General features: G+C 70.8%; 26 protein-coding genes. 11 read left to right on the forward strand and 15 right to left on the reverse strand.

Translation table 11 applies throughout. The annotated features are described in order from the left end of the window. Positions 1 to 91: 91 nt before the first annotated feature. The gene (locus tag JOD63_RS04410; RefSeq protein ID WP_045275722.1) at positions 92 to 1,282 is read left to right on the forward strand and encodes an AI-2E family transporter; all 1,191 of its coding nucleotides are present in this window, start codon (positions 92 to 94) and stop codon (positions 1,280 to 1,282) included. Then, positions 1,279 to 2,529 (forward strand): threonine ammonia-lyase, encoded by a 1,251-nt coding sequence (gene ilvA / locus JOD63_RS04415; protein WP_211088044.1) that lies wholly within the window; start codon positions 1,279 to 1,281, stop codon positions 2,527 to 2,529. The genes JOD63_RS04410 and ilvA overlap by 4 nt, the downstream gene beginning before the upstream one ends. A gap of 39 nt (positions 2,530 to 2,568) precedes the next feature. On the opposite strand, the gene greA is transcribed toward ilvA, so the two are convergent. Both greA and JOD63_RS04425 read right to left on the reverse strand, forming a co-directional pair. Then, positions 2,569 to 3,060: a transcription elongation factor GreA gene (gene greA / locus JOD63_RS04420; protein ID WP_045275723.1), complete on the reverse strand. Its 492-nt coding sequence runs from the start codon at positions 3,058 to 3,060 to the stop codon at positions 2,569 to 2,571. A gap of 83 nt (positions 3,061 to 3,143) precedes the next feature. Beyond that, positions 3,144 to 3,536 carry a DUF4307 domain-containing protein gene (locus JOD63_RS04425; RefSeq protein WP_045275724.1) on the reverse strand — a complete coding sequence of 131 codons (393 nt, stop codon included), beginning with the start codon at positions 3,534 to 3,536 and terminating at the stop codon, positions 3,144 to 3,146. Between the two features lie 100 nt (positions 3,537 to 3,636). On the opposite strand from JOD63_RS04425, the gene JOD63_RS04430 reads away from it, so the two are divergent. Further along, complete coding sequence (locus tag JOD63_RS04430; RefSeq protein ID WP_045275725.1) at positions 3,637 to 3,927, forward strand: hypothetical protein; 291 nt, start codon at positions 3,637 to 3,639, stop codon at positions 3,925 to 3,927. 16 nt (positions 3,928 to 3,943) lie between these two features. Here the strand turns inward: JOD63_RS04430 and trhA are convergent, their stop codons facing one another. Continuing rightward, positions 3,944 to 4,675 (reverse strand): PAQR family membrane homeostasis protein TrhA, encoded by a 732-nt coding sequence (gene trhA / locus JOD63_RS04435; RefSeq protein WP_045275787.1) that lies wholly within the window; start codon positions 4,673 to 4,675, stop codon positions 3,944 to 3,946. A 155-nt stretch (positions 4,676 to 4,830) separates the two neighbouring features. Here trhA and JOD63_RS04440 point away from each other — a divergent pair, with 155 nt between their 5' ends. From JOD63_RS04440 to JOD63_RS04455, 4 genes are all read left to right on the forward strand, one after another. After that, a complete protein-coding gene (locus tag JOD63_RS04440; RefSeq protein WP_045275726.1) occupies positions 4,831 to 5,616 on the forward strand; it encodes an isoprenyl transferase in 786 nt (261 codons plus the stop codon). Between the two features lie 46 nt (positions 5,617 to 5,662). Next, complete coding sequence (locus tag JOD63_RS04445; RefSeq protein ID WP_045275727.1) at positions 5,663 to 6,781, forward strand: aminotransferase class V-fold PLP-dependent enzyme; 1,119 nt, start codon at positions 5,663 to 5,665, stop codon at positions 6,779 to 6,781. A gap of 225 nt (positions 6,782 to 7,006) precedes the next feature. Beyond that, positions 7,007 to 8,362 carry a PhoH family protein gene (locus JOD63_RS04450; protein WP_045275728.1) on the forward strand — a complete coding sequence of 452 codons (1,356 nt, stop codon included), beginning with the start codon at positions 7,007 to 7,009 and terminating at the stop codon, positions 8,360 to 8,362. A 127-nt stretch (positions 8,363 to 8,489) separates the two neighbouring features. Further along, a complete protein-coding gene (locus JOD63_RS04455; RefSeq protein ID WP_045275729.1) occupies positions 8,490 to 9,224 on the forward strand; it encodes a hypothetical protein in 735 nt (244 codons plus the stop codon). 101 nt (positions 9,225 to 9,325) lie between these two features. Here the strand turns inward: JOD63_RS04455 and JOD63_RS04460 are convergent, their stop codons facing one another. The 7 genes from JOD63_RS04460 to xseA are packed head-to-tail and all read right to left on the reverse strand — an operon-like array spanning position 9,326 to position 15,859. Continuing rightward, positions 9,326 to 9,982: a response regulator transcription factor gene (locus JOD63_RS04460; RefSeq protein WP_045275730.1), complete on the reverse strand. Its 657-nt coding sequence runs from the start codon at positions 9,980 to 9,982 to the stop codon at positions 9,326 to 9,328. Next, entirely contained in the window at positions 9,979 to 11,493 is a 1,515-nt protein-coding gene (locus JOD63_RS18175; protein WP_045275731.1) for a sensor histidine kinase, read from the reverse strand. Before JOD63_RS18175 ends, JOD63_RS04460 begins: the two co-directional genes overlap by 4 nt. A gap of 45 nt (positions 11,494 to 11,538) precedes the next feature. Further along, on the reverse strand, positions 11,539 to 12,933 hold the full coding sequence (locus JOD63_RS04470; protein ID WP_045275732.1) for a class II fumarate hydratase: 1,395 nt from the start codon (positions 12,931 to 12,933) through the stop codon (positions 11,539 to 11,541). A gap of 35 nt (positions 12,934 to 12,968) precedes the next feature. Next, complete coding sequence (locus JOD63_RS04475) at positions 12,969 to 13,634, reverse strand: carbonic anhydrase (RefSeq protein WP_045275733.1); 666 nt, start codon at positions 13,632 to 13,634, stop codon at positions 12,969 to 12,971. Then, a complete protein-coding gene (locus tag JOD63_RS04480) occupies positions 13,631 to 14,272 on the reverse strand; it encodes a DUF4245 family protein (RefSeq protein ID WP_045275734.1) in 642 nt (213 codons plus the stop codon). The genes JOD63_RS04475 and JOD63_RS04480 overlap by 4 nt, the downstream gene beginning before the upstream one ends. Continuing rightward, the gene (locus JOD63_RS04485; protein WP_211088045.1) at positions 14,272 to 14,508 is read right to left on the reverse strand and encodes an exodeoxyribonuclease VII small subunit; all 237 of its coding nucleotides are present in this window, start codon (positions 14,506 to 14,508) and stop codon (positions 14,272 to 14,274) included. The genes JOD63_RS04480 and JOD63_RS04485 overlap by 1 nt, the downstream gene beginning before the upstream one ends. A 10-nt stretch (positions 14,509 to 14,518) precedes the next feature. Further along, positions 14,519 to 15,859, reverse strand: coding sequence for an exodeoxyribonuclease VII large subunit (xseA, locus tag JOD63_RS04490; protein WP_045275736.1), 1,341 nt, complete (start codon positions 15,857 to 15,859; stop codon positions 14,519 to 14,521). Positions 15,860 to 15,985: 126 nt separating this feature from the next. Here xseA and JOD63_RS04495 point away from each other — a divergent pair, with 126 nt between their 5' ends. Both JOD63_RS04495 and JOD63_RS04500 read left to right on the forward strand, forming a co-directional pair. After that, positions 15,986 to 17,026, forward strand: a complete 1,041-nt coding sequence (locus JOD63_RS04495; RefSeq protein ID WP_045275788.1) for a 4-hydroxy-3-methylbut-2-enyl diphosphate reductase — start codon at positions 15,986 to 15,988, stop codon at positions 17,024 to 17,026. An 80-nt stretch (positions 17,027 to 17,106) separates the two neighbouring features. Next, complete coding sequence (locus JOD63_RS04500; RefSeq protein WP_045275737.1) at positions 17,107 to 17,700, forward strand: DUF6264 family protein; 594 nt, start codon at positions 17,107 to 17,109, stop codon at positions 17,698 to 17,700. A 54-nt stretch (positions 17,701 to 17,754) separates the two neighbouring features. On the opposite strand, the gene JOD63_RS04505 is transcribed toward JOD63_RS04500, so the two are convergent. Together JOD63_RS04505 and fbaA are read right to left on the reverse strand one after the other, a co-directional pair. Beyond that, positions 17,755 to 19,290, reverse strand: a complete 1,536-nt coding sequence (locus tag JOD63_RS04505; protein WP_045275738.1) for a hypothetical protein — start codon at positions 19,288 to 19,290, stop codon at positions 17,755 to 17,757. A 138-nt stretch (positions 19,291 to 19,428) separates the two neighbouring features. After that, positions 19,429 to 20,457, reverse strand: coding sequence for a class II fructose-bisphosphate aldolase (fbaA, locus tag JOD63_RS04510; RefSeq protein ID WP_045275739.1), 1,029 nt, complete (start codon positions 20,455 to 20,457; stop codon positions 19,429 to 19,431). 306 nt (positions 20,458 to 20,763) lie between these two features. Here fbaA and glpX point away from each other — a divergent pair, with 306 nt between their 5' ends. Both glpX and JOD63_RS04520 read left to right on the forward strand, forming a co-directional pair. Further along, positions 20,764 to 21,753 carry a class II fructose-bisphosphatase gene (gene glpX, locus JOD63_RS04515; protein ID WP_045275740.1) on the forward strand — a complete coding sequence of 330 codons (990 nt, stop codon included), beginning with the start codon at positions 20,764 to 20,766 and terminating at the stop codon, positions 21,751 to 21,753. A 166-nt stretch (positions 21,754 to 21,919) separates the two neighbouring features. Continuing rightward, positions 21,920 to 22,129: a UDP-N-acetylmuramyl pentapeptide phosphotransferase gene (locus JOD63_RS04520; protein WP_084613524.1), complete on the forward strand. Its 210-nt coding sequence runs from the start codon at positions 21,920 to 21,922 to the stop codon at positions 22,127 to 22,129. 48 nt (positions 22,130 to 22,177) lie between these two features. On the opposite strand, the gene JOD63_RS04525 is transcribed toward JOD63_RS04520, so the two are convergent. From JOD63_RS04525 to adhP, 3 genes are all read right to left on the reverse strand, one after another. Then, positions 22,178 to 23,536 (reverse strand): DNA recombination protein RmuC, encoded by a 1,359-nt coding sequence (locus tag JOD63_RS04525; protein ID WP_045275742.1) that lies wholly within the window; start codon positions 23,534 to 23,536, stop codon positions 22,178 to 22,180. Positions 23,537 to 23,593: 57 nt separating this feature from the next. Then, positions 23,594 to 24,196, reverse strand: coding sequence for a 3'-5' exonuclease (locus JOD63_RS04530; RefSeq protein WP_045275743.1), 603 nt, complete (start codon positions 24,194 to 24,196; stop codon positions 23,594 to 23,596). Positions 24,197 to 24,321: 125 nt separating this feature from the next. Next, positions 24,322 to 25,323 (reverse strand): alcohol dehydrogenase AdhP, encoded by a 1,002-nt coding sequence (adhP, locus tag JOD63_RS04535; RefSeq protein ID WP_045275789.1) that lies wholly within the window; start codon positions 25,321 to 25,323, stop codon positions 24,322 to 24,324. Positions 25,324 to 25,411 lie beyond the last annotated feature (88 nt).

Below are 25,411 nucleotides of genomic sequence, written 5' to 3' on the forward strand. Positions count from 1 at the left end.
TAGCCGCGACCGCCGACAGCGGCCCCGGGAGCGGCCGGTGCGCGCGCGGACGCATGAACCTCGCGGCATGCGACGCGCCTAGACTGACGGGATGAGCGGCTCCGACGACAAGCCTCGCGGCTCGCTGTTCGACGCGATCCGTGACCGTCGGCGGGTCGTGTCCAGCGATGTGTCCGACGTCGTCCCGCGGGGGCTCAGCATCGCCGCCGCGTACTCGTGGCGCATCCTGTTCGTCGCGGCAGCGATCGGACTCGCGGTCTGGCTCGTCATCGAGCTGAAGCTGCTCGTCATCCCCCTCCTCGTCGCGATCCTCGTCACCGCCCTGCTCTGGCCGGCGTTCACCTGGATGCTCCGCAGCCGGGTGCCCCGCTGGCTCGCGATCGTCATCTCGGTGGTCGGCACCCTCGCGATCGTCACGGGGCTGATGTGGCTCGCCGTCTGGCAGATCACCCTGCAGTGGGACTCCGTGCAGGCGAGCACGGTCGCCGCGCTCGACCAGTTCCGCCAGTACCTCATCGACGGGCCGCTGCACCTCACCGAGGAGCAGATCGACGGCATGCTCGACCAGGGCGTCAGCTTCCTGCAACAGCAGGCGGACCTCCTGTGGAACGGCGCCCTCGCCCTCGGCAGCACCGTGGGCCACATCGCCACCGGCATCGTGCTGTCGCTGTTCATCCTGCTGTGCCTCCTGGCCGACGGCGCCGGTGTGTGGCGCTGGGCGCTGCGGCTCTTCCCCCGCCGGGCGCGCCCCGCCGCCGACGGCGCCGGTCACGCGGGCTTCATCACCGTCGTCAACTACGCCCGCACGCAGCTGCTGGTGGCCACGATCGACGCGATCGGCATCGGCATCGGAGCCTTCTTCCTCGGCGTGCCCCTGGCCATCCCGATCGCGGTGCTGGTCTTCCTCGGCGCGTTCGTGCCCATCGTCGGAGCCGTCGTCACCGGCGCGGTCGCCGTGTTCCTCGCCCTCGTGTACAACGGGCCGTGGATCGCGCTGTGGATGCTGGTGGTGGTGCTCGCCGTGCAGCAGATCGAGGGGCACATCCTGCAGCCGCTGCTGATGGGCTCGGCGGTGAAGGTGCACCCGCTCGCCATCGTGCTCGTCGTCGCCGGGGGAACGCTCATCGCCGGCATCCCGGGTGCCCTCTTCGCCGTTCCGCTCGCCGCGTTCGTCAACGTCGTCGCGATCTACGTCGGTCAGCGCGCGTGGGAGACCGGCGAAAGCCCCCGCGGCGACATGATCTGGAGCACCGTACCCCGCCCGAGGAGGCGCACAACGTGACCACCCCTTCCACCGTGCATCAGACGCCGCCGGATCTCGCGGCCATCGAAGACGCACGAGCGGCGCTCGACGGCCTCATCGCCCGGACGCCGGTCGACCTGTCGCTGCATCTGACCGACGTCCTCGGCGCGCCGGTGCACCTGAAGCTCGAGAACCTGCAGCGCACCGGATCCTTCAAGATCCGCGGGGCGGCGTACCGGCTGTCGCGCCTCAGCGCCGAAGAGCGGGCGCGCGGGGTCGTGGCGGCATCGGCGGGCAACCACGCGCAGGGCGTGGCGCTCGCGGCGCAGACGCTCGGCATCCCCGCGACGATCTTCATGCCCCTCGGCGTGCCGGTCCCGAAGCTCCTGGCGACCCGCGGCTACGGCGCGGAGGTGATCCTCGAGGGCGCCACTGTCGAGACTCCGCTGCGCCTCGCGGCGGAGTTCGCCGAGCGCACCGGCGCAGTCTTCATCCACCCGTTCGACCACCCCGACGTGATCGCGGGGCAGGGCACGCTCGGGCTCGAGCTGATGGACGACATCCCCGACCTCGACACCGTGGTGCTCGGCATCGGCGGCGGCGGACTGATCGCCGGCGTCGCGGCGGCGGTCAAGGCCCGGGCGGCCCAGCAGGGTCGCACGGTGCGCATCATCGGCGTGCAGGCCGAGAACTCAGCCGCGTACCCGTCGTCACTCGCCGCGGGCCGTCCGCTCGAGGTGGCAACGACGCCGACGATCGCCGACGGCATCGCCGTGGCGCGACCCGGAGACCTCCCCTTCGAGATGATCAGCGACCTGGTCGACGACGTCGTCACGGTGACCGAGGACGACATCGCCCGGGCGCTGCTGGTGCTCCTCGAGCGGGCGAAGCAGGTCGTCGAGCCGGCCGGCGCCGTGGGCGTCGCCGCGATCCTCGCCGGCAAGGTGCCCGCCTCCGGCACCACGGTCACCGTGCTCTCGGGCGGCAACATCGACCCACTGCTGCTGCAGCGCGTGGTGGCCCACGGGCTCGCGGCATCCGGTCGCTACATGACGCTGCGGATCCCGCTGCCCGATCGTCCCGGCCAGCTCGCGCGTGTCTCGGAGCTGCTCGCCGTCGCCGGTGCCAACGTGATCGAGGTCATGCACACCCGTCACGGACAGGGGCTGCAGATCAGCGAGGTGATCCTGCAGCTGAGCGTGGAGACGCGCGGCGAGGACCATCGCGCGCACGTGATCTCCGTGCTCGAGCAGGCGGGCTTCACCCCGACCGTCGTCCTCGACTAGAGGTGGGTGCGCAGGCCCGCGCCGCGGGCCCGCACGGGGTCACTGACCGTTGTAGGTCTCGACCTTGACGACCTCGACCGCGATCTCGCGCCCGTTGGGGGCGGTGTAGGTCGCGCTGTCGCCTTCGCTCAGGCCGAGGATGGCGGCGCCGAGCGGCGACGCCTCGCTGTAGACGTCGAGCTCGGAGCCGACCGCGATCTCGCGGTTGCCGAGGAGGAACACCTCTTCGCCGCCGGCGACGATCGCCGTGACGACGGTGCCCGGCTCGACGACGCCCGTGCTCTCGGGAGCTTCGCTGACGGTCGCGGTCTTGAGCAGGTGCTGGAGGGTGCGGATGCGGGCCTCCTGCTTGCCCTGCTCGTCCTTGGCGGCGTGGTAGCCGCCGTTCTCCTTGAGGTCGCCCTCTTCGCGTGCGGCCTCGATGCGCTTGGCGATCTCTTCGCGACCCGTCGTCGACAGGGCCTCGAGCTCTGCGGCGAGGCGGTCGTAGGCATCCTGGGTGAGGAAGGTCACCGGGGCATCGCTGGACACGTCAGACTCCTTCGGTCGGCGGGGCGGTCATATGTCAAACGCCCCGGCGACGGCCGGGGCGCGGATGACTGCGTGCGGCCAGACTACGTCACCCAGCAGGCGTTGACAAAACCTGTGGTGGCCTCGGCGGTGGTCGGGATCGTCTCGCGGAATGCGCGGGCGTGGTCCTCGGATGCCGCGAACTCGACGACCTTCCAGCCGACCACACCGTGCTCGACGTCCTGCGCCTCGATGGCACAGGCGACGCTGCGGCCGGTCGGTGCGGTGAACTGGAAGTTGACTGTGACGGAGTGCTGGTCGACCACGGCGAAGCCCGTGGTGTCGGCATCCACAGCCTCGACGGAGTCGGCCACGACGCCCCACGCCACGAACCCCAGGAGAGCGACTCCCACGACGGCTCCGCCGATGATCGCCCACGTCCTGCCGGGGGAGCGACGGCGTCCGTAGCGGTCGTCGAGCATGTCCTGGGTCGTCATGGTGGTTCCGTCGGAAGATTAGGCTGGAACCACCAGGTTACGCGCTCGGCGACCCGCGCCCGCACGTGCCGACATCGCCGAGACGGCAGAAGAGGTCCGCATGCTCGCCCTGCTCGCAGCAGTCACGCCCACGCCCACCCCGACGCCCGTCGACCCGACCACCGTGACGCCGGGACCGTGGGGGTTCGCGGTGATCGCGCTGCTGGCGATCGTGGTGATCCTGCTCGTGGGCGACATGGTGCGCCGCATCCGCCGCGTGAGCGTGCGCGACGACATCCGCGCCGAGCTCGACGCCGAGGAGGCGGCTCTGGCCGCAGGCGGGTCGGCCGACGTCGATCGCCCCGACGACGCAGCCCCCCGCGACGACGACGCGGCCGACGGGCGCCGCTGAGCACGATCGACCCGGCTCAGGCCCCGTGGAACGCGGGGTTCATCGCGATGATGAGGCACGCGGTCCAGTGGCACAGGAACGCGAGGACCGTGCACACGTGGAAGATCTCGTGGAATCCGAAGTGCCCGGGCCACGGGTTCGGTCGCTTCAGTGCATAGACGACCGCGCCCACGGTGTAAAGGATGCCGCCGATCGCGACGAGCAGCATCATCACCGCACTCGCCTGGGTGAGTGGGACGACGTACATCACAGCGGCCCAGCCGAGCGCGAGATACAGCGCGACGTACAGCCAGCGTGGTGCGTTGATCCAGAACACGCGGAACAGGATCCCGAGGATCGCGCCGCCCCAGACGATCGACAGCAGGATGATCGACTGCTGCGTGGGAAGGGCGAGGACTGCCAGCGGCGTGTAGGTGCCGGCGATCAGCAGCACGATGTTCGCGTGGTCGATGCGCTTGAGCACCGCCTTCGTGCGGGGCTTCCAGTTGAACCGGTGATACAGCGCGGAGTTGCCGAAGAGGAGCAGCGACGTCGCCATGAAGACCGCGCACGACCACTTCGCTGCGGGGCCCTGTGCGAGGACGATGAGCACGATGCCCGCGGCGATGGCGACCGGGAAGGTCGCGGCGTGGATCCAGCCGCGCCAGCTGGGCTTGATCTCGGGGGTCGCGGCGTCGACGTCTGCAGCGTCCATGAGCGGCAGCACGGGGACCTCGGGAACGCGGGGGGTGGGAGTGCGGCGGCTCATCGTCCCAGGGTAGGGGGTGGTGCACACCGGGGGGAGCACATACTCGGTCCCGCACATGGTGGAACTCGGTATCGCCTTGGTGCTGTCGGTGCGGGGGCGGGATGCCGCTCGGCACTCGCCCAGCGTGGGCGGCGTCGGCGCGATAGCGTAGGCGTGTGGTGCGAGAAGCGACGAACGAGGGGCGTGGGCCGCTCTACCGCCTCTACATCAACCGCATCCGGCGCAGTCTCGTCGCCGAGCGCGTGCCGCACCACGTCGCGATGATGATCGACGGCAACAGGCGCTGGGCGCGGCAGCTCGGATTCGACTCGGCCGCCCATGGCCACCGGGCCGGCGCCGCGAAGATGCAGGAGTTCCTCGGCTGGTGCGACGACGTCGGCGTCCGCGTCGTATCGCTCTACCTGCTGTCGAACGACAATCTGCGCAAGCGCGACTCGCAGGAGCTCGCCGACCTGCTCGAGATCATCGCCGAGCTCGCCGACGGCCTCTCGCGCGAACGCGATTGGCGCGTCAAGCACGTAGGCCGCGCCGACCAGCTGCCGGCGGAGCTCGCGCGCGTGCTCGCCGACGCGCAGGAGCGCACCCGCGATCACACCGGGCTCCATGTGAATCTGGCGGTCGGGTACGGCGGCCGGGGCGAGATCGTCGACGCGGTGCGGAGCATCATCGCGCAGCACGAGCGCGAGGGCGGCTCGCTCGAGGAGCTGGCTGCCAGCCTGACCCCCGAGCAGATCGGCGAGCACCTCTACACCGGAGGACAGCCTGACCCGGATCTCGTCATCCGCACCTCGGGCGAGCAGCGGCTGAGCGACTTCCTGCTCTGGCAGTCGGCCCACTCCGAGTTCTATTTCGTCGAAGCGCTCGGCCCCGACCTCCGCGAGGTCGACTTCCTTCGCGCGATCCGCGATTACACGCGCCGCGACCGTCGATTCGGCGGCTGAGAACGGTCACACACGCGCCGCGGCCGCGTGCCAGAATGTGACCGTGATGGATCTGGATGCGTACCTGGAGACCTTCGACGGGGAACCCGGATACCTCGACTGGGCCGCGTTCGGCCCGCTGTCGCCGTCGGTGCGGGCCGAGGCCCAGGCAGACACCGAGCTGCTCGGCACCGGGCGGCGCTCGAGCGTGAATCTCGTCGCCGACCACGTGCGCGACGCGAAAGAGCTCATCGCGGGTCTGATCGGCGGCGACGAGTCGCAGGTCGTGCTCCAGCCGTCGACCACGTACGGGCTGATGCAGGCGATCTACGGTCTCGCCGGCGGCATGATGCTCGCGCGGGGCGAGTTCCCGAGCCTCACCGTCGCGGCCACCCGGGCTGCCGATGCGCTCGGATCGATCGATCTGCAGTGGATCGAACCAGCCGGCGGGTTCGTCACCCCTGACGCGGTGCGCGACGCGCTGACCGACGACACCCGCGCGGTGGCGGTCAGCCTCGTCGACTTCCGCACCGGCTTCCGCGCGGACCTCTCCGCCATCCGCGACGTGATCGGCGATCGCCTCCTCATCGTCGATGCGATCCAGGGCTTCGGCACAGTTCAGGCCGACTACACCGCCGCCGATGTGGTGTGCGGCAACGGCTACAAGTGGCTGCGCGCCGGCCGCGGGACGGGATTCGCCTGGTTCAGCGAGCACGCGCTCGAGCGCATCGCCCCGGTGCTGTCCGGATTCGCGGGGGTCGGTGGCGATCTGCCGCTCGACGCCGTTCCCGCACCCGCCCCCGGCGCCGACGCGTTCACCGTCTCCGGTCCCGACATCCTCGCCGTCGCGCGTCTGGCGATCGCCCTCCGCGAGGTCAGCGACGTGGGCGTCGACGTCATCGAACGCGAACTCTCCGACCGCGCGCGCGACGTGATGTTCTTCGCCGATCGATACGAGGTGCCGGTGATCACGCCCCGCGAGCCCGAGCAGCGGGCCGGCATCGTCACCCTCGCACCGGCGCCGCAGGACGCCGGTCCTCTGGCGGCCGCGCTCGACAACAACGGCCTCGCCGTCACGGTGCGCGCCGGCCAGGTGCGCATCTCGCCGCATGTCGGAACCGGCGCCGACACCCTGCGCCTGTTCGGCGACGCGCTCGCGGCGTTCTCGTCGTCGCGGGTGTGGTGACGGTCGACGCGTTCATTCCGTGAGGCGCCGTCGACCGGCGTGTCGGTGGAGTTAACCCGACCGTAACCGCACATCCGCGTGTCGGCGTCGCGTTCGACCGGGCGGCAGTCGTACGGTCATGTCAACGGGCAAGGCGCCCGTTCGAGTCGGCCTCACGGATCGCGACTCGTGACCCCCTGGTCGACTCGAGACTGCCGGGAATTGCACCCGGGGCGGGAGTGGGTTGTGACCACACGAGCACCACAGAAGCAGCGCAGTCAGCAGGGGGAGCAGGGGGAGGCACTCGCGCAGGATCTGCGCACCTACGTGCTCGACACCTCCGTGCTGCTGAGTGATCCGCGGGCGTTCTTCCGCTTCGCCGAGCACAATGTCGTGATCCCCGTCGTGGTGATCACGGAGCTCGAGGGAAAGCGCCACGACCCCGAGATCGGCTATTTCGCGAGGCAGGCACTGCGCCACCTCGACGAACTGCGCGTCGAACACGGGCGACTCGACTTCCCGGTTCCGGTCGGCGACGACGGCACCCTTCGGGTCGAGTTGAACAACACCGACCCGTCCGCGCTCCCGTCGGGCATGCGCCTGGGTGACAACGACAGCCGCATCCTGGCCGTGGCGATGAACCTCGCGAACGACGGCCAGGAGGTCACGGTCGTCTCGAAGGATCTGCCGATGCGTGTGAAGGCGGCATCCCTCGGCATCGTCGCCGAGGAGTACCTGGCCGAGCAGGCGGTGGATTCCGGCTGGACGGGGATCGCCGCCATCAGCGTCGGCGGCGACGAGATGAGCGACCTCTACGAGAGCGAGGTCGCCTCGAGCGACGACGTGGTGGGGATGCCGGTCAACACCGGACTGATCATCCACTCCGAGCGCGGCTCGGCCCTCGGCCGGGTGACCGGCGACGGCGAGTATCGGCTGGTGCGCGGCGACCGCGAGGTCTTCGGTCTGCACGGCCGGTCGGCCGAGCAGCGCATCGCGATCGACCTGCTCCTCGACCCCGACGTCGGGATCGTCTCGCTCGGCGGTCGGGCGGGCACCGGCAAGTCGGCGCTCGCGCTGTGCGCGGGCCTCGAGGCGGTGCTCGAGCGTCAGCAGCAGAAGAAGATCATCGTGTTCCGCCCGCTGTTCGCGGTGGGCGGCCAGGAACTCGGATACCTGCCGGGCGACCAGCAGGAGAAGATGAACCCCTGGGGTCAGGCGGTGTTCGACACGCTCGGCTCGGTCGTGTCGTCGAACGTGCTCGAGGAGGTCGTGGAACGGGGGATGCTCGAGGTGATGCCCCTCACGCACATCCGCGGCCGCTCCCTTCACGATTCGTTCGTGATCGTCGACGAGGCGCAGAGCCTCGAGCGCAATGTCCTGCTGACGGTGCTGAGCCGCATGGGGCAGAACTCCCGCGTGGTGCTCACCCACGACGTCGGGCAGCGTGACAACCTGCGCGTCGGTCGTCATGACGGCGTGGCCTCGGTCATCGAAACGCTCAAGGGGCACGGGCTCTTCGGCCACGTCACGCTGGTCCGCTCCGAGCGTTCGGCCATCGCCGCGCTCGTGACGGATCTGCTCGAGGCGGGTGAGCTCGCCTGAGCCGGGTCTGATCGCATGATCGGCGAACCGGGTGATGAGAGGAGTCTCATCACCCGGTTCCGCGTGTGCGGCCTGGCCGTGACACGATGGGGAGACGTTTTCCGACGGGGTGTGGAAGAGGTACGGGGTGGATGAACGCGCGGGGCTGATCGTCGGCGGTCTGGCGGCGATCGCGGCGAGCGCCCTCGTCGTGGGCGCCGTGGCGATGACCAACAGCGCCGCGCTCGCGGATTCTCCCGGTACCGCGACCACCGCCGGGATCGTCGTCGCTTCGGCGGCGCCGCATCCCACCTCACCGGACCTCATGGCAGAGCCCGAGCCCGAGTCCGACGCCGCGGAGGCGGACGCCGAGGGGGAATCGACTCCCGACGTCGCCCCCGGGTCCGAGGCCACCACGACGCCCGCTCCCGACGAGACGGCGCCGGCCGCTCCGGTCGATGTCGCCCCCGCCGAAGATCGCGCGTCGCACGCGGGCGAGGTGGGCGAGCTCGAGACCGTGCCCGCACCCCCGGCCGAGACGATCGGCGAGGGGACCGCTCCTGCGGGGAAGAGCATCGAGGAGAAGCTGGGCGAATCCCTGGTCGCCGGAAGATGGGATGCCGTGCGGGACTGGGCCGAGAGGCACGGCTGGTCGAGCGATCGCATCGACGAGTGGATCGCCCGGCACCACGCGAAGCAGGACGACCGAGGCGACGACGCGGGCGCGCAGAAGCCCTCGTCCGAGGCGGACCTGTCGTCGGAGGAGGACCTGTCGTCGGAGGAGGACTCCTCTTCGGAGAAGAAGTCCTCGTCGGAGAAGAAGTCCTCGTCGGAGAAGAAGTCCTCAGACCGATCGCGCGATTCCCCAGACCGTCGCGATTGAAGGGCCGGCGTTCAACGCCGGCCGTGCGGCCCCCGGTGTCCCCCAGCACGCCGGGGGCCGCACACCGCAGGAGGCGGCGTGCGCTGCCGAGGCCCGCAGGCTCACTCCCAGCGGTAGCCCGCGCCGCGCACGGTCACGATGTGCTCGGTGCCGAGCTTGCCGCGCAGGTATCGCACGTACACGTCGACGACGTTCGAGCCCGGATCGAACTCGAGGCCCCAGACGCTGCTGAGCAGCTGCTCGCGGGTGAGCACCCTGCCGGGATTGCGGAGGAACTGCTCGGCGAGGGCGAACTCCCGGGCGGACAGCTCGACCTCGCGCCCGGCGACGCTCGCGCGGCGCGCGAGGATGTCGAGGACGACGTCGTCGTGGGCGACCGAGACTCCCGCCGAGGGGACGCTCTCGCGCAGGCGCGACCGCACCCGGGCGAGCAGCTCCTCGAACGTGAAGGGCTTGGGGACGTAGTCGTTCGCCCCGGCATCGAGCCCGTCGACGGTGTCGCGCGTGCTCGAGCGCGCCGTGAGCATGATGACCGGCATCGCGGATCCCCGTGACCGCAGGGCGCGCAGCACCTCGAAGCCGTCCATGGTGGGGAGACCCACGTCGAGCAGCATGAGGTCGGCGTCGCCGCGCAGCGCGAGCTCGAGCGCGTCGGCGCCGTCCTCGATGAGGAGGGTGGCGTAGCCGGCGGACTCCAGTCCACGGCTGACGAACGACGCGATGCGCGGTTCGTCTTCGACGATCAGAATCGTGGTCATCCGGATGCCTCACGCTGTAGGACCACATCGCCCGCGCGCACCGGAGCCGGAAGCTCCGCCCTGCTCGGGGGCAGATGGATGGTGAAGGTGGCTCCGCCACCGCGGGTGTCGGTGACGGTGCAGGTGCCGCCGTGCGAGGTGGTGATCGCCTCGACGATCGCCAGCCCCAGCCCCGAGCCGCCCACGACGCGCTTGCCGCCGGCGCGGTCGAACCGGCGGAAGATGCGCCGGCGCGCGGCGGGCGGGATGCCGGGGCCGTGGTCGCGCACCCAGAGGCGGGTCCCGGCGGCATCGTGCGAGCTGCCGACCTCGATGGGCGTTCCCTCGGGCGTGTACTTCGCGGCGTTGTCCGCGAGCTGGAGCCATGCCTGCAGCAGCCGGTCCTGATCGCCGTGGACGATGCCGCCGGCGTGCGACTCGATGCTCCAGGTGTGCCCCGGAATCACTGCCACGAGTTCGGCGACCCGGCTGGTGAGGGCGGCGAGGTCGACGTCGCGCATCACGTACGAGTCGCCCTCGGCCGCGGCGAGGAGGTCGATGTCTTCGACGAGCCGGGCGAGGCGATCGAGCTCGGAGATGCCGATCTCACGCGTCGTCGCGACGTCGACGGCATCCTTCGGGTCCATGAGCTCGAGGTGACCGCGCACGATCGTGATGGGCGTCTTGAGCTCGTGGCGCACATCGTCGAGCAGCTGGCGCTGCACGTCGACGGTCCCCTCGATGCGGTCGAGCATCGAGTTGACCGTGCGGGACAAGTCGGCGATGTCGTCGGTGCCCCCGGCGGGCAGTCTCATCGACAGGTCGGTGATCGCGATCGCGTCGGCGGTCTCGCGCATGTGGCGGATGGGGGAGAGGAGCCGACCGGTGACGAACCATCCGACCACGCCGATGGCGACGATGACTGCGATCGCGGCGATGCTGAAGGTGGCCATCGCCGTGGTGACCGAGTCGAGCTCGGCCCCGAGGTCGACGGCGCGGATGTACAGGCCGCTGCGATCGTCGCCCTCCACCGTCACCGGGATGGCGACGTACCGGAGCGCCCCGGTGTCGGTGACGACGGTGCCTCTGACCGTGTCACCGCCGGTCGTCTCGGCGACGGCGCGGTCGATGAGCGTGCGGTTGGCCGAGATGTCGAATCCCGACAGCGTCGAGGGCCGGTACCGGGCGACACCGTCGATCACCGCCACGGCACCCTCGTTGCGGGCAGGCACCAGACGTGCCACCGCTGCGGTGAGGTACTCCTCGAGGTCGTCGTAGTCGCCCACGGCGAGCGGATCCACAGCGATCTCCGGCTCTTCGCCCTCGGTCGTCGGCGCCGGACTGGGCGTCGGCGTCGCAACAGTGACGAGGCGGGCGACCTGGGCGCCGAGCCGCTGATCGATCTCGGTGAGCACCTGCTCGCGCTGCACGATGAACGTCACACTGCCGACGATCGAGAGTCCGACGCACGCCACGGCGAGGATCGCTGCAAGGATCCTGACGCGTGCCGTGACCGGCCGAGAGCGGCTCACGGGTCGATTATCCCGCGACGCGGGCGAAGTGAGCAGTGCCCGGGATCATCCGGGGTGCGTCATCGAGAGCAGATCGAGCTTCTCGTCGAGCTGCTCGAGCGTGAGGTCACCCCGCTCGACGTAGCCGAGGTCGATCACCGCCTCGCGCACGGTGATGCCCTTGGCGACGGAGTGCTTCGCGATCTTCGCTGCTGCCTCGTAGCCGATCAGCTTGTTCAGCGGCGTCACGATCGACGGCGACATGCCGGCGAAGGCTGCAGCACGCTCCACGTTGGCCTCGAGACCGTCGACCGTCTTGTCGGCGAGCACGCGCATGGCGTTCGACAGGAGGCGGATCGACTCGAGCAGTGCGGTGCCCATGACGGGGATGGCCACGTTCAGCTCGAACGAGCCGGAGGCCCCCGCCCAGGCGACGGTCGCGTCGTTGCCGATGACGCGGGCGCACACCATGAGGGTCGCCTCGGGCACGACGGGATTGACCTTGCCGGGCATGATCGAGGAGCCCGGCTGCAGGTCGGGGATGTGGAGCTCGCCGAGACCCGTGTTGGGGCCCGACCCCATCCAGCGCAGGTCGTTGTTGATCTTGGTGAGCGACACCGCGATCGTGCGCAGCGCGCCCGAGGTCTCGACCAGACCATCGCGGTTGGCCTGCGCCTCGAAGTGGTCCTTCGCCTCCGTGATGGGCAGCTCGGTCTCGGCGGCGAGGATCTCGATGACCTTCTGCGGGAATCCCAGCGGTGTGTTGATGCCGGTGCCGACGGCGGTTCCGCCGAGCGGCACCTCGCCGACGCGCGGGATGACGGCCTGCACGCGCTCGATGCCGAGACGCATCTGGCGGGCGTACCCGCCGAACTCCTGGCCGAGCGTGACCGGGGTCGCATCCATGAGGTGCGTGCGCCCCGACTTCACGACGGTCTTCCACAGGTCGGCCTTCGTCTCGAGCGCGACCGCGAGGTGGTCGAGCGCGGGGATGAGGTCGTCGATCAGCGCCTGGGTGACAGCGATGTGCACCGAGGTCGGGAAGACGTCGTTCGAGGACTGCGAGGCGTTGACATGGTCGTTGGGGTGGACCGTCGCACCGAGCGATCGCGTGGCGAGGGTGGCCAGCACCTCGTTCATGTTCATGTTGGACGACGTGCCCGAGCCCGTCTGGTACGTGTCGACGGGGAAGTGATCGTCGTAGCAACCGGTGATGACCTCGTCGGCCGCGCCGGCGATCGCGTCGGCGATCGCCGCGTCGAGGGTGCCGAGCTGGGCGTTGGCGAGCGCCGCCGCCTTCTTGATGCGGGCGAGCGCCGCGATCTGGGTGGACTCCAGCCCCGACCCCGAGATGGGGAAGTTCTCAACGGCGCGCTGGGTCTGCGCGGCGTACAGGGCGTCCTTCGGGACGCGCACCTCGCCCATGGTGTCGTGCTCGATGCGGTACTCGATGTCGGTCACGTCTTCGTTCCTTCGTCTTTCCGGTCTGGGGTGGGTCAGCTGGGGTCGGGCAGGCCGACGATCACATCGGGCACGGCGGTGCCCTCGGCGAGGCGGTAGTTGGCGCCGACGATCGCGAGGCGTCCGTCGGCGACGGCTGCGCTGATCAGCTCGGATTCGTGCAGCAGCTCGGCCACGGTGTCGCGAAGGTGCTCGCGGCCGACTTCCTCGGCGTCCAGCTGCTCGGGCACGACCCCGTCGACAGTCGCTGCACGCTGCACGCGGCGCACGGCCGGCACGATCGGCGAGATGAGGCGCCAGATGTGAGGCGGGAGGGGCGGAGCCTCCGGCTGCGTGATGTCGATGGCAGCGCGCACGGCGCCGCAGGCGTCGTGTCCGAGCACGATGATGAGGGGGACCTCGAGTACGGCCACCGCGTACTCGAGGCTGCCGACGACGGAGTCAGACACGACCTGTCCGGCGTTGCGCACGACGAACAGGTCGCCGAGGCCCTTGTCGAAGATGATCTCGGCGGCCAGGCGCGAGTCCGAGCATCCGAACAGCGCAGCGCGCGGACGCTGACCGCCGGCGAGCTCGTTGCGACGGTCGACGTCCTGCCGCGGGTGCCGCGGGGCGCCGGAGACGAAGCGGGCGTTGCCGCGCACCATCTCGGCCCAGACCTTCGCGGGCAGCGCATTCTGGGCGGTCGGGTCGTCGCTCATTCGTTCTCCTCGATCAGGGTGCGGATGTCGTCGGAGACCGACTGTGCAGCGCCTTCGAGGGTGGCGTCCGACGCCTGCCCGTAGATCAGCACGGTGTCGGTCCCTGCCCGAGTGGCCAGTGCGACGGAGATGTTGTCGGCGCGCGACGGGTCGTCGATGTCGTAGCGGTCCCACGTGATGCCGTCGATCGTGACGCTGCCGTCGATGTCGGCACCGGCGAGGACGCGCGCCGGCCATGCCTCGTCGGCGTCGAGGCCCTGCGCGACGCGAAGGAATTCGACGTCGTCCTCGGATGCGGTCACGATCGTCCAGGCGCGCGGTCCTGCTCCGTCGACGGTCGCCGCGTTCACGACCCAGCCGTCGGGGGTCTCCGGCGCGATGAAGGTGCGGGATTCGGCCGTTGTGTAGCGCTCGGCGATGCCCGCGACGTCGATGGGCTCCCGTTCGGGGGGTGTGCCGCGCGGAACCGCGAAGATGATGACGACGACGATCGCGAGGGTGGCGATGAGTGCCGCGATGAGGTTGCGGGTGGTCTGGCTCGACCGGTAGACGCGCGACGACTCGGCCTTGCGGGCGGCGGTCTCCGCGGGGGTCTCGGCTCGGCCGAGTTCGGCGACGATGCGCTCTCCGCGCGCCATCAGCTCGCGCTCCCGCCGGCGCCCTGCGTGCGGGCGGCGTCGAGGCGGCGCTTGGCGCCGAGCAGCCACTCCTCGCAGCGCTGGGCGAGGGCCTCGCCCCGCTCCCACAGGGCGAGGGACTGCTCGAGCGTCGGCGCACCCTGCTCGAGTTCGCCCACGACGCGCACGAGCTCGTCGCGCGCTTGTTCGAACGAGAGCGAGGAGACGTCGGCGGGGGCGGCGCTCGACTCGGTCATGGGTTCCATCCTAGTTCGCCGTCCCGGGTGCCTCTGCGGCGCCGCCTCCGGTCTCGGCAGGATCGCGTCCGGGCGCGGTGCGCTCGTCGACCTCGCCCTCCGACCTCGCGGCGAAGGTGCCCTGTGCGACGGTCACGACGACGGCCGTGCCCGTCGGCGCCTGGCGGGCGTCGCGCACGATCACGCCGTCGCCGAGGTGCGCGATCGCGTAGCCGCGGGCGAGCGTCGAGGCCGGGGAGAGGGCGCGCAGCGATGCACGGAGCTCGTCGGTGCGGCGGGCGTGCACGTCGATCGCCCTGTCGGCGCGAGCCCGCCCTCGGTCGACGAGCAGGGCGATCTCGTGGGCGCGCGTCTGCACGAGCGCCTCGGGGGTGCGCAGCGCCGGGCGGCTGCGGAGCTGCTCGAGCTGCGAGATGTCGTTCGTCACCCGGTGAGTGAGCCGGGTGGTCAGCCGCGATCGCAGCTGCGCGACGAGGGCGCGCTGCTCGGCGACATCGGGGACCACGCGCTTGGCGGCATCCGTCGGCGTCGACGCGCGAAGGTCGGCGACCTCGTCGAGGAGCGGCCGGTCGTTCTCGTGGCCGATCGCGCTGACGACGGGAGTGGATGCCGCGGCCACGGCTCGGAGCAGTCGCTCGTCGCTGAAGCCGAGCAGCGTCTGCGGGTCGCCGCCGCCGCGCGCGATGATGATGACGTCGACTTCGGGATCGGCGTCGAGTGCCTTCAGCGCGGCGATCGTCTCGGGGACGCAGCGGTCTCCTTGCACAGCGGCGTGGCGGGTGTGGAAGAGCACCTGGGGCCAGCGCAGCTCGGCGTTGCGATGCACGTCCTTCTCGGCGTCGGAGTTCTCGCCCGTGATGAGCCCGATGGTGTGAGGGAGGAAGGGGAGGGACTTCTTGCGGGCCGGGTCGAACAGGCCCTCCGATCGCAGCTGCGCCCGGAGCCGCTCGAGGCGTTCGAGCTGATCGCCGAGACCGACGTGCCGCATCGCCGACACCGTGAAGCTGAAGTCACCCGACTTCGCGAAGAAGTCGGCTTTGAGGCAGACGATCACGTGATCGCCGACCTTCAGATCCTGCGGGAGCCGTTCGCGCGTCGACGACCAGAGCCGGAACGACAGCGTCGCGTCGGCACCGGCATCCTTCAGTCGTCCGAAGACGTTGCCGCCCCGAAGATTCCACGCAGTGATCTCGCCCTCGACCCAGACCGACCCCCAGGTCTGGATGAAGCCCCGGATCGTCTCGTTCAGCCGCGCCACCGACGTGGGCGCTTCGGCGGTCGAGTCGCGCGGGCGCACCGAGTCGGGGGGCGGGGGCTGGCCGGGGACGGCCTCGGGCTGGAACGAGGTCATGTGGTCCTTTCGTCGCCCCGGGGGCTGCGCTCTCGTCGCGCGGAGCTCGCACACAGCTCTGCGCCCGGCGGTCGAACGTAGAATCGTGGGGTGAGTACCAGCACCGTGGGCCCGAAGCTCGTGAGCATGCCCGTCCCGCGTGTACCGCGGCGGCGCGAACGCCTCCAGGATATCCCCGTCACGGGGCGCAAACGGGTGCTCCTCGCCTCGCCGCGCGGCTACTGCGCCGGTGTCGACCGGGCGGTCATCGCCGTCGAGAAGGCGCTCGAGCGATTCGGCGCGCCGGTGTACGTGCGCAAGCAGATCGTGCACAACATCCACGTCGTGACCGAGCTCGAGGCCGCCGGCGCGATCTTCGTCGACGAGGTGGACGAGGTGCCCCCGGGATCGCACGTCGTCTTCAGCGCGCACGGCGTGTCGCCCGCGGTCGTGGACGCGGCATCCGATCGCGATCTGCAGGCCATCGATGCGACCTGCCCCCTCGTCACGAAGGTGCACCGCGAAGCCGTGCGCTTCGCCCGCGACGACTTCGAGATCCTGCTCATCGGCCACGAGGGGCACGAAGAGGTCGAGGGCACGGCGGGCGAGGCCCCCGAGCACGTGACCATCGTGAACTCGCCCGACGACGCCGACCGAATCGAGGTCAAGGATCCTTCGAAGGTCGTGTGGCTCTCGCAGACCACGCTGTCGGTCGACGAGACGATGGAGACCGTCCGCCGGTTGCGGGTGCGGTTCCCGCAGCTCCAGGATCCGCCGTCGGACGACATCTGCTACGCGACGCAGAACCGCCAGGTGGCGATCAAGAAGGTCGCGAAAGACGCCGATCTGGTGATCGTCGTGGGCTCGGCGAACTCCTCGAACAGCGTCCGCCTGGTCGAGGTCGCCCTCGAGTACGGCGCCAAGGCCGCCTACCGCGTCGACTATGCCGACGAGATCGAGCAGTCCTGGCTCGACGGCGTCGAGACGGTCGGCGTCACCAGCGGCGCATCGGTGCCCGAGGTGCTCGTGCAGGAGGTGCTCGCCGACCTCGCCGCAGCAGGTTACGGCTCGGTCGAAGAGGTGCGCACCGCCGAGGAGGACCTCATGTTCTCGCTGCCGAAGGAACTGCGACAGGATGCCGCGGGCAAGCGCGACGGGCGCGCACTGGGCGGGCGGACGCGCGCGTGAGCGCCGACGCCGACGAACCGACGGGCTCGGGACCGGTGGCCGCGGGGCGGACCGGGGGGAGCGCCGCGGAGGCACAGCCTGTGCACGCGGCGCAGGCGGCCCGGCCCGCTGACGCGCTACCCACCGCGCCGCGTCCGCGACCGCAGTACGGCGAGTACGCGACGCCCGAGGAGCAGCGCGCGCGCATCCGTCAGCCCGATCCGGTTCTCCAGCCTGAGCCTGCCCCGGCGCCCGAGCCCGCCGCGCCCGTGGTGGCGCCGGCCGTCGCTCCGTCGGCGCCGGCAGGGTCTGCGAAGGCGGCGCCCCGGGTGCGCCCCGTCGACCGCATCGCCACCGTCGCGCTCCTCGCGTACGGCCTCGTCAACGTGATCTCGACGTTCTCGATCGTGCGGGACTTTCCGACCTACGCCGAGACCGTCTTCGACACGATGGGCGTCGACGCGACGCTGACCGATCCGGGTGCGGCGTCGTCGTGGGCTCTCGTCGCGGTGATCGTGCTCATCGTCGGGTGGGTGGTGACCGCGTCGCTGTCGTGGCTGAGTCTTCGCCGCGGCCGACTCACCTGGTGGATCCCCGTGGTGGGAGGCATCGTCTTCTCGGCGATCGGCGGCGTGCTGCTCGCCGTGCCGATCATGACCGATCCCGGGGTGTGGCAGGCCGTCGTCGCGACCTGAGCCTCCCGCCCGTCGATATCGACAGGCGCTTTCGGGCATCGGTCGCCGCGCCGATCAGGAGATCCGAGCGCCGGATGCCCGCATCCGCTCGATGCCGCGGATGAGTCGGGGTTCTGCGAACAGCGTGCCGACCGCCAGCGCGGCCGCGAGGACGGGCACGACGACGAACGCGAGCGCCGCGGCTCGGAAGTCGCCGGGTGCCACGAGGGATCCGAGCATCCCGCCGACCGCGGACGCGATCGACGCGCCGATCAGCGTGCCCGACCCGAGCGGGAGGAGCGGCAGCAGCCAGACCGGAGCGACGACCGCGACGGCGACGAGCAGTGCCAGGAAAGCCGCCTGTCCGACATGCACGGCGGGGGTGAAGACCAGATCCCACGCCGTCATCGGGGCGTCCGCATCGTGCACCGACGCGCCGCGCATCGCGATGACGGCTTCAGTGGCGGCCGCCGCGGCGTAGACCGCGAGTGATGCTGCGGCGAACCGTCGCCAGCCGACGCGCCCCTGCGCCGTCGTCGAGGTGAGCGCCGCGAGGCCGACGAGCACGACAGCGGCCAGCGTGCACGCGGAGGCGATCAGCGTGTGCACGGCCGGCACCAGGGGATCGGTCTGCGTCTCCCACCATCCGAGGACGAGGAGGCGGGAGACGGCGGCTGCGATGAGCAGTGCCGCGGCGACGCAGACCATCGCGACCCGGAAGAGTCGCGGGCGCGGGGCGAGCGCATCGCCGCCGGTGGGGTCTGGGTCGACGGCGGGCGCCGGCGCGCGGGTGGCCGCCGCGTGCCGGGTCCCGGTGATGTCGGGCAGCAGCGCCACCACGACCAGCACGGCCGCCAGCCCGGCGGCGTAGGCCGGGATCGCCTCGGTCCAGGGCGTCGAGTCGTGAGACCAGTACCCGCCGACGAACAGCGGGGCGATCGCGTAGAGGGGGATCAGCGCGATGGGGGTGAACGCGCCGAGCAGGAGCACCGGCGGCGACCACCGCGGCGTCCGCAGCGCGGTGGCGACGAGCCAGACGATCCACGCGAGCTGCGAGACCCACATCGCGATCCCGGCGGTCGTCAGCCATGACGACGGTGAGCCTGCCGCCCCCGACAGGATCGCGTGGACGCCGGTCACCGTGATGCCTGCGGCGAAGACGGCGGCACCCGCGACCGTCACCGTGCCGCTGCGCACAGCCCGCGATCGCTCCATCGATCCGTGCATCACGGGGGCGACGGCGATCAGCACGATCGCGACGGCGAGGAAGAGCATCGCCCAGCCGTAGAGCTGCGCCGCGGTGCCGATCGCCACCCACGGATCGGCCGGCAGCGAGTAATCGAAGAGGTGGTCCTCGTGCATGAAGCACTCGGTCGATCCGGTGAAGTCGAACCCGGGTGCGACGGCCCCATCCGTGAGGACGGTGTCGGCATCGCAGGCGCCCCAGCGCTGGTACGCGGCACCCCACTGCAGGATCCCCGAGACGGCGAGGGACACGGCCGCGACCCCGCCGAGCACGAGTCGACTCGACGCCAGCGGCCCACGGCGTGGCGGCGCTTCCGCCGCGATGCCGGATGCGATTTCGACGTGCTGCGTCGGGTCGACCGTCATGGCCGCAATCTACCGCCCGGCGTCACGCGGCCGCATCAGGGGCGCGGATGAATGTTCCGTGAACGACGGATGCCCCGCCATCGCCCCCTCGCGAGGGTGATGCCGGGGCATCCGTCGTTCAGATCTGCGACGTCGACGTCAGCTGACGCTCTTGCCGTACGAGCCGAGCTGCTTGGTGGCCTCGACGACGCGGGCGGCCATCGCCGACTCGGCGATCTTGCCCCAGGCGCGCGGGTCGTAGGCCTTCTTGTTGCCCACTTCGCCGTCGACCTTGAGCACGCCGTCGTAGTTGGCGAACATGAAGCCGGCGACGGAGCGCGTGAACGCGTACTGCGTGTCGGTGTCGATGTTCATCTTCACGACGCCGTTGGCGACCGCGAGGGCGATCTCCTCGTCGGTCGAGCCGCTGCCGCCGTGGAAGACGAGGTCGAGCGGCTTCTCACCCGTGCCGAACTGCGCGGCGATGCCCTGCTGGATCTCGCCGAGCAGCTCCGGGCGCAGCTTGACGTTGCCGGGCTTGTACACGCCGTGCACGTTGCCGAAGGTGAGCGCGGCGATCCAGCGACCCTGGTCGCCGAGTCCGAGCGCCTCGACGGCCTTCGCGACATCGGCGGTAGTCGTGTAGAGCGCCTCGTTCGAGCCCTCGTGCTTGACGCCGTCCTCTTCGCCGCCGACGACGCCGATCTCGACCTCGAGGATCGCGTTGATCGCCTTCAGGCGGGGGAGCAGCTCCTTCGCGATCTCGATGTTCTCGTCGAGGGGGACCGCCGACCCGTCCCACATGTGGGACTGGAAGATGGGGGCGCCGCCGTCGGCGACGACCGACTCGGACGCGGCGATGAGGGGGAGCACGAAGTCGTCGAGCGCGGGCTTCGGGCAGTGGTCGGTGTGGAGGGCGACCGTGATCGGGTAGCTCTTCGCCACCTCGTGCACGTAGGCGGCGAAGGCCAGGGCGCCCGTGGCGCGCGCCTTGACGGTGTGGCCGGCGAAGTAGTCGGCACCGCCGGTGGTCACCTGCAGGATGCCGTCGGAGCCGGCTTCGGTGAGGCCCTGGAGGACGGCGTTGACGGACTGCGAGCTGGCGGCGTTGATCGCGGGGTAGGCGAATCCGCCTGCCTTCGCGCGATCCAGCATGTCGGCGTACTGCTCCGGAGAGGCGACGGGCATGAATGCTCCCTGTGTGTTTGGGCGAGCGGAGCTCGCGGTGCGGTCCTCGTGCGAGCGGGGCTCGCGGTTGCGGTGTCGGCGCGAGCGGGCTCGCGGGCTCATGGGTCGCAGTTCGGGCGAGTGGATGCTCGCGGTGGCTGGGATACGTGAAACTCTAGCGAAGCGGGCGCGGGATCGCCGGGGGCGATGGCCGGCAGCGCCGCCACGAACGTCGCCGTCTGCCGTACGAGAAAGATTCACGGATCTTTCGCCTTCTGCTGACGTTAACCCGGGCGATTCCCGTGCCTTGATGGTTAGAGTGACGGCATGGTGAGCCTGACCGGGGACATGAGCCCCCTGCATCCCGACCGCAATCTCGCACTCGAACTGGTGCGCGCGACCGAGGCGGCCGCGATCCGCGCGGTGCCCTTCATCGGGCGCGGTGAGAAGGAGGCGGCCGACGGCGCCGCCGTCGACGCCATGCGGGCGTTCTTCACGACGGTGAACTTCGACGGCACGATCGTCATCGGCGAGGGCGAGAAGGACGAGGCGCCCATGCTCTTCAACGGCGAGCGGGTCGGCAACGGCCGGGGGCCGCGCGCCGACGTCGCCGTCGATCCCATCGACGGCACCTCGCTCACAGCGGCCGGTCGCAACAATGCGCTGTCGGTGATCGCCGTCTCCGAGCACGGCACGATGCTCGACGCCTCCAGCGTCTTCTACATGGACAAGCTCGTCACCGGGCCCGAGGGCGTCGGTGTCGTCGACATCAGACTGCCGATCGGCGAGAACATCCGGCTGCTGGCGAAGGCCCTGGGGAAGCCTGTCGACGAGATCGTCGTCTCGGTGCTCCACCGCCCCCGCCATGAGCAGCTGATCGACGAGATCCGCGCGGCCGGCGCCGGCACCCGCCTCATGAGCGACGGCGACGTCGCCGGCGGCATCAACGCGGCGCGACACAACGCCCGCACCGACATGTGTGTCGGCGTCGGGGGCAGCCCCGAGGGCATCGTCACGGCGTGCGCCATCAAGGCGCTCGGCGGGCACATCCAGGGCCGGCTGTGGCCCCGCGACGACGACGAGAAGCAGCGCGGCATCGACGCGGGTCTGAAGCTCGACGACCACGTGTACGAGGCCGACGAGCTGGTGCGCGGCAACAACACGATCTTCGTCGCGACCGGCGTCACCGACGGCGCACTCGTCGCCGGAGTGCGCCGTGAGGGCGGCTACGTCTTCACCGAGAGCGTCGTGCTGCGGGGGGCGTCGGGAACGCTCCGCCGCATCTCGTCGGAGCACCTCGTCTCGAAGTGGCTCTGACGCAGGCGCGCGGCCGCACGGCGGTCGCCGCGACCGCTGGGGGAACGGTTCCACCGAGGAGGCTCCCGGCGGGTCGGTGATGCGCGGATGCGTCGGCTCTGGCAGAATCGGGATGGTGTCAACGGCGACGCGACCTGACTTTTCCCAGATCAAGGGAGTTTCCGAGATGACCGGACCGACCAGCAGCGCGTCGCCGCAGACCGGTGCTCACGCTGTCATCGCGAATGCCGTGGATCCCGCGCGCCGCCCCGACGTGCTGCTGCGCAAGCGCCGCGACGAGGGGCACGAGGTGAGCGTCTGGTGGATGATCGGCGCGTTCGTCGGCGTGTCGGCGCTGGTCATCGTCGTGCTGAGCTTCGTCCCCGGCGGCGCCTGACCTCGCATCCTCGCTCGGCCACCTCGCCGACGCTCACTGCGACGGCACTCAGTCCGCGCCAGGCTCGATGCCGCTGATCCGGTCGGCTGCGCTGGCCGTGTCGATCCTCGTGCGCAGGTCACCGAGATCGGCCGTGACGGCGGCGACGTCTCGCGGGTGCGGCGTTGTGGCGGGCTCGATGATCGGCGAGCCCACCAGTTCGGGTGCGGTGAGTCGGCGAGGGGCCTTCTCGATCGCCGACGGAGCGGCCACGGCGTCGAGCTTGGTCTCGTCGATGCCCGGGAACTTGCGGGCGCTCACCAGCACCCGCGTCTCGAGGGATCCGGCGAACCGGTTGTAGCTGTCGATCGTGCGCTCGATCGCGCGGCGCAGATCATCGGCGTGACCGGCGAGCCCGCCCAGGCGCTCGTACAGCTGGTTGCCGAGCTCGAACAGCGCCCGCGCCTCGTGCGAGACGTCCTGCTGGGTCCAGGTGTACGCGACGGTCTTCAGCACGGCCCAGAGGTTCACCGGTGAAGCCAGTGCCACGCGCTTGCCGAACGCGTAGTCGAGCAGCGCAGGGTCCTCTTCGAGCGCCGCGGCCAGCAGCGACTCGCTCGGCACGAAGCAGACGACGAACTCCGGGCTCGACTCGAGGCCCGCCCAATACGCCTTCTTCGCCAGCGCATCGACGTGCGCGCGCACCGCCTTGACGTGGCGCTCGAGCAGGGTGCGCCGCCGCGCGGCCTCGGCACCCTGCGCCGTCAGCGAGATGGCACTCGCCTCGAGGTACGCGTCGAGGGGAACCTTCGCATCCACGGCGATGGACTTGCCCCCGGGCAGCCGGATGATCATGTCGGGACGTCCGGCCCCGGCATCCGACGTGATCGACGTCTGCAGGTCGAAGTCGACGTACCGGGTGAGTCCCGCGGCCTCGACCACGCGTCGCAGCTGCGTCTCGCCCCACACGCCTCGCGTGCTGCCCGAGCGCAACGCGCTCGCGAGCGACTCGGTCGTCGCCCGCAGAGCTTCGCCCGACTCGTGCGAGCGCCGCAGCTGTTCGGCGAGCGACCCGAACTGGGTGTGGCGGTCGCGTTCGAGGTCGTCGACCTTGGTCTGCATCGCCTGCAGCGTCTCCTGCACGGGCGCGAGGGCCCGCAGCACCGACTGCTCGCGCCGCTCGCGCTCCTCGCGCTGCGCCTGATCGCTGCGGGCCTGCTGCGAAAGCTCGCGGTAGAGCATCTGCTGGTGGTCGAGCTGCGCCTGCACGCCCTGGCGGGCAGCATCCGCCGCGGCCACGCGCGCGGTCAGCTCCACCTGTTCGCGGGCGGCGCGGGCCGACGCCCGCGCGAGGCCGGCGGCCCAGCCCGCGAGAGCGCCGATCGCGAGGGCGGCGATCACGAGGAGTGAGAGCGGAAGTGCGTCCATGACCTCAGGATGCCCTCGGCCACCGACATCGCCGGGCGGCGATCCGGGTGATCCCGATCAGGATGCCGTCGCGAAGCTCGCCGGCGCATCCGTGAGCTCGACCCGCATCACCCTGGTGCCGGCGCCCGCGACGAGGGCGTCGATGTCGTCGGCGGCCACGCGGCGTGCGGCGTCGATCATGATGTGCGCGCAGGCGAGGGCGTCGGCCGTCGCGTTGTGGTGGGGGAAGTCGGCGAAGCCCGCCTCGGCAGCCACGAACGGCAGCCGGTAGGAGGGGAGGGCGTAGACGCGGCGCGCGATCTGCAGGCTGCACGCGTAGCGGTAGGGCGGGCAGTCGGCGCCGGTCGCCTCGCAGGCCCGCTTGAGCACCGCCATGTCGAACCCGGCGTTGTGGGCGACGAGGACGTCGTCGCCGGCGAAGGCGACCAGATCGGCGAGCTGGTCGGTCCACCCCTTCGCGCCGGCGACATCGGCCGCCTCGATGCCGTGGATGCGCGTGTTGAGCTCGAAGAACACGTCGTGACCGGGCGGCGGCTGGATCAGCCAGCCGGTCTTAGCGACCACCTCGCCGCCGCGCACCCGGACGAGGCCGACGGCGCACGCCGAGGCGTTGGAGGAGTTCGCCGTCTCGAAGTCGATCGCGGTGAAGTCCAGTGGCACGTCTCCACCCTCACCCGCCGGTGCTGCCACGCGCGACAGGCGCGCCGGGGCTCGTCGCGGATGCTCCGGCGACCTCGAACGCGACAGGGGCCGGATGCCGCGCATCCGACCCCCGCCGTCCGGTGTCAGTACTGCATGACGATGCGGCCGTCGATCCTCCCGTGCTCCATGCGCTCGAAGATGTCGTCGATGCTCTCGACCGCGACGGTCGGGTGGATCTCGCCGCGGGCGTAGAAGTCCAGCGCCTCGATCATGTCCTGCCGCGTGCCGACGATCGAGCCGCGGATGGTGATCGCCCGCAGCACGATGTCGAAGATGTCGGCGGGGAAGTCGCCCGGCGGCAGTCCGTTGAACACGATCGTCGCGCCGCGGCGCGTGACCGAGAGCGCCTGGCCGAAGGCCTTCGGGTGCACCGCCGTCACCAGCACGCCGTGGGTTCCGCCCGTGGCGGACTGGATCGCCTCGCCGGGATCCTGCTCGGCGGCGTTCACGGTGACCTCGGCGCCGTGGGCCCGGGCGAGGGCGAGTTTCGCGTCGTCGACGTCGACGGCGGCGACGCGCATGCCCATCGCACGGGCGTACTGCACGGCGATGTGGCCGAGGCCGCCGATGCCCGAGATCGTCACCCACTCACCCGGCTTGACCTCGGTCATCTTGAGGCCCTTGTACACGGTGACCCCGGCGCACAGGATCGGGGCGACCTCGACGGGGTCAGCGCCGGCGGGGATGCGTGCGGCGAACCGCTCGTCGACGAGCATGTACTCCCCGAAGCTGCCGTCGACCGAGTACCCGCCGTTCTGCTGCTCGGGGCAGAGGGTCTCCCACCCGGTGCGGCAGTACTCGCAGGTGCCGCATGCGCTCCACAGCCAGGCGTTCCCGACGAGGTCGCCGACCGCGAGGGTGGTCACGCCGTCGCCTAGGGCGACGACCTCGCCGTAGCCCTCGTGCCCGGGGATGAGGTCGCTCTTGGGAGCCACCGGCCAGTCGCCGCGCGCGGCGTGGAGGTCGGTGTGGCATACGCCGCTCGTGATCACGCGGACGAGCGCCTGACCCGGGCCCGGAGCGGGGATCGGCACATCGGCGACCACGAGCGGCCGGTCTGGTGCGACCACGACGGCGGCTCGCATCGTGCCGTCGGGCACGACACCGCGGCTGGGGGTGGTCTGGGTCTGCGTCATCGTCATCGACATCACTTCCTCGTGTGTGGTGAGGCTG

This window comes from Microbacterium terrae (assembly GCF_017831975.1).
In the GTDB taxonomy this organism is placed as follows: Bacteria; Actinomycetota; Actinomycetes; order Actinomycetales; family Microbacteriaceae; genus Microbacterium; species Microbacterium terrae.

Bases quoted from the DNA above. Each gene is read 5' to 3' on its own strand.
- JOD63_RS04410 (WP_045275722.1), top strand. From the start codon at position 92: ATGAGCGGCTCCGACGACAAGCCTCGCGGCTCGCTGTTCGACGCGATC.
- JOD63_RS04425 (WP_045275724.1), bottom strand. From the start codon at position 3,536: ATGACGACCCAGGACATGCTCGACGACCGCTACGGACGCCGTCGCTCC.
- JOD63_RS04430 (WP_045275725.1), top strand. From the start codon at position 3,637: ATGCTCGCCCTGCTCGCAGCAGTCACGCCCACGCCCACCCCGACGCCC.
- trhA (WP_045275787.1), bottom strand. From the start codon at position 4,675: ATGAGCCGCCGCACTCCCACCCCCCGCGTTCCCGAGGTCCCCGTGCTG.
- JOD63_RS04445 (WP_045275727.1), top strand. From the start codon at position 5,663: ATGGATCTGGATGCGTACCTGGAGACCTTCGACGGGGAACCCGGATAC.
- JOD63_RS04460 (WP_045275730.1), bottom strand. From the start codon at position 9,982: ATGACCACGATTCTGATCGTCGAAGACGAACCGCGCATCGCGTCGTTC.
- JOD63_RS04475 (WP_045275733.1), bottom strand. From the start codon at position 13,634: ATGAGCGACGACCCGACCGCCCAGAATGCGCTGCCCGCGAAGGTCTGG.
- JOD63_RS04480 (WP_045275734.1), bottom strand. From the start codon at position 14,272: ATGGCGCGCGGAGAGCGCATCGTCGCCGAACTCGGCCGAGCCGAGACC.
- JOD63_RS04485 (WP_211088045.1), bottom strand. From the start codon at position 14,508: ATGACCGAGTCGAGCGCCGCCCCCGCCGACGTCTCCTCGCTCTCGTTC.
- xseA (WP_045275736.1), bottom strand. From the start codon at position 15,859: ATGACCTCGTTCCAGCCCGAGGCCGTCCCCGGCCAGCCCCCGCCCCCC.
- JOD63_RS04495 (WP_045275788.1), top strand. From the start codon at position 15,986: ATGCCCGTCCCGCGTGTACCGCGGCGGCGCGAACGCCTCCAGGATATC.
- JOD63_RS04505 (WP_045275738.1), bottom strand. From the start codon at position 19,290: ATGACGGTCGACCCGACGCAGCACGTCGAAATCGCATCCGGCATCGCG.
- fbaA (WP_045275739.1), bottom strand. From the start codon at position 20,457: ATGCCCGTCGCCTCTCCGGAGCAGTACGCCGACATGCTGGATCGCGCG.
- glpX (WP_045275740.1), top strand. From the start codon at position 20,764: ATGGTGAGCCTGACCGGGGACATGAGCCCCCTGCATCCCGACCGCAAT.
- JOD63_RS04520 (WP_084613524.1), top strand. From the start codon at position 21,920: ATGACCGGACCGACCAGCAGCGCGTCGCCGCAGACCGGTGCTCACGCT.
- JOD63_RS04525 (WP_045275742.1), bottom strand. From the start codon at position 23,536: ATGGACGCACTTCCGCTCTCACTCCTCGTGATCGCCGCCCTCGCGATC.
- adhP (WP_045275789.1), bottom strand. From the start codon at position 25,323: ATGCGAGCCGCCGTCGTGGTCGCACCAGACCGGCCGCTCGTGGTCGCC.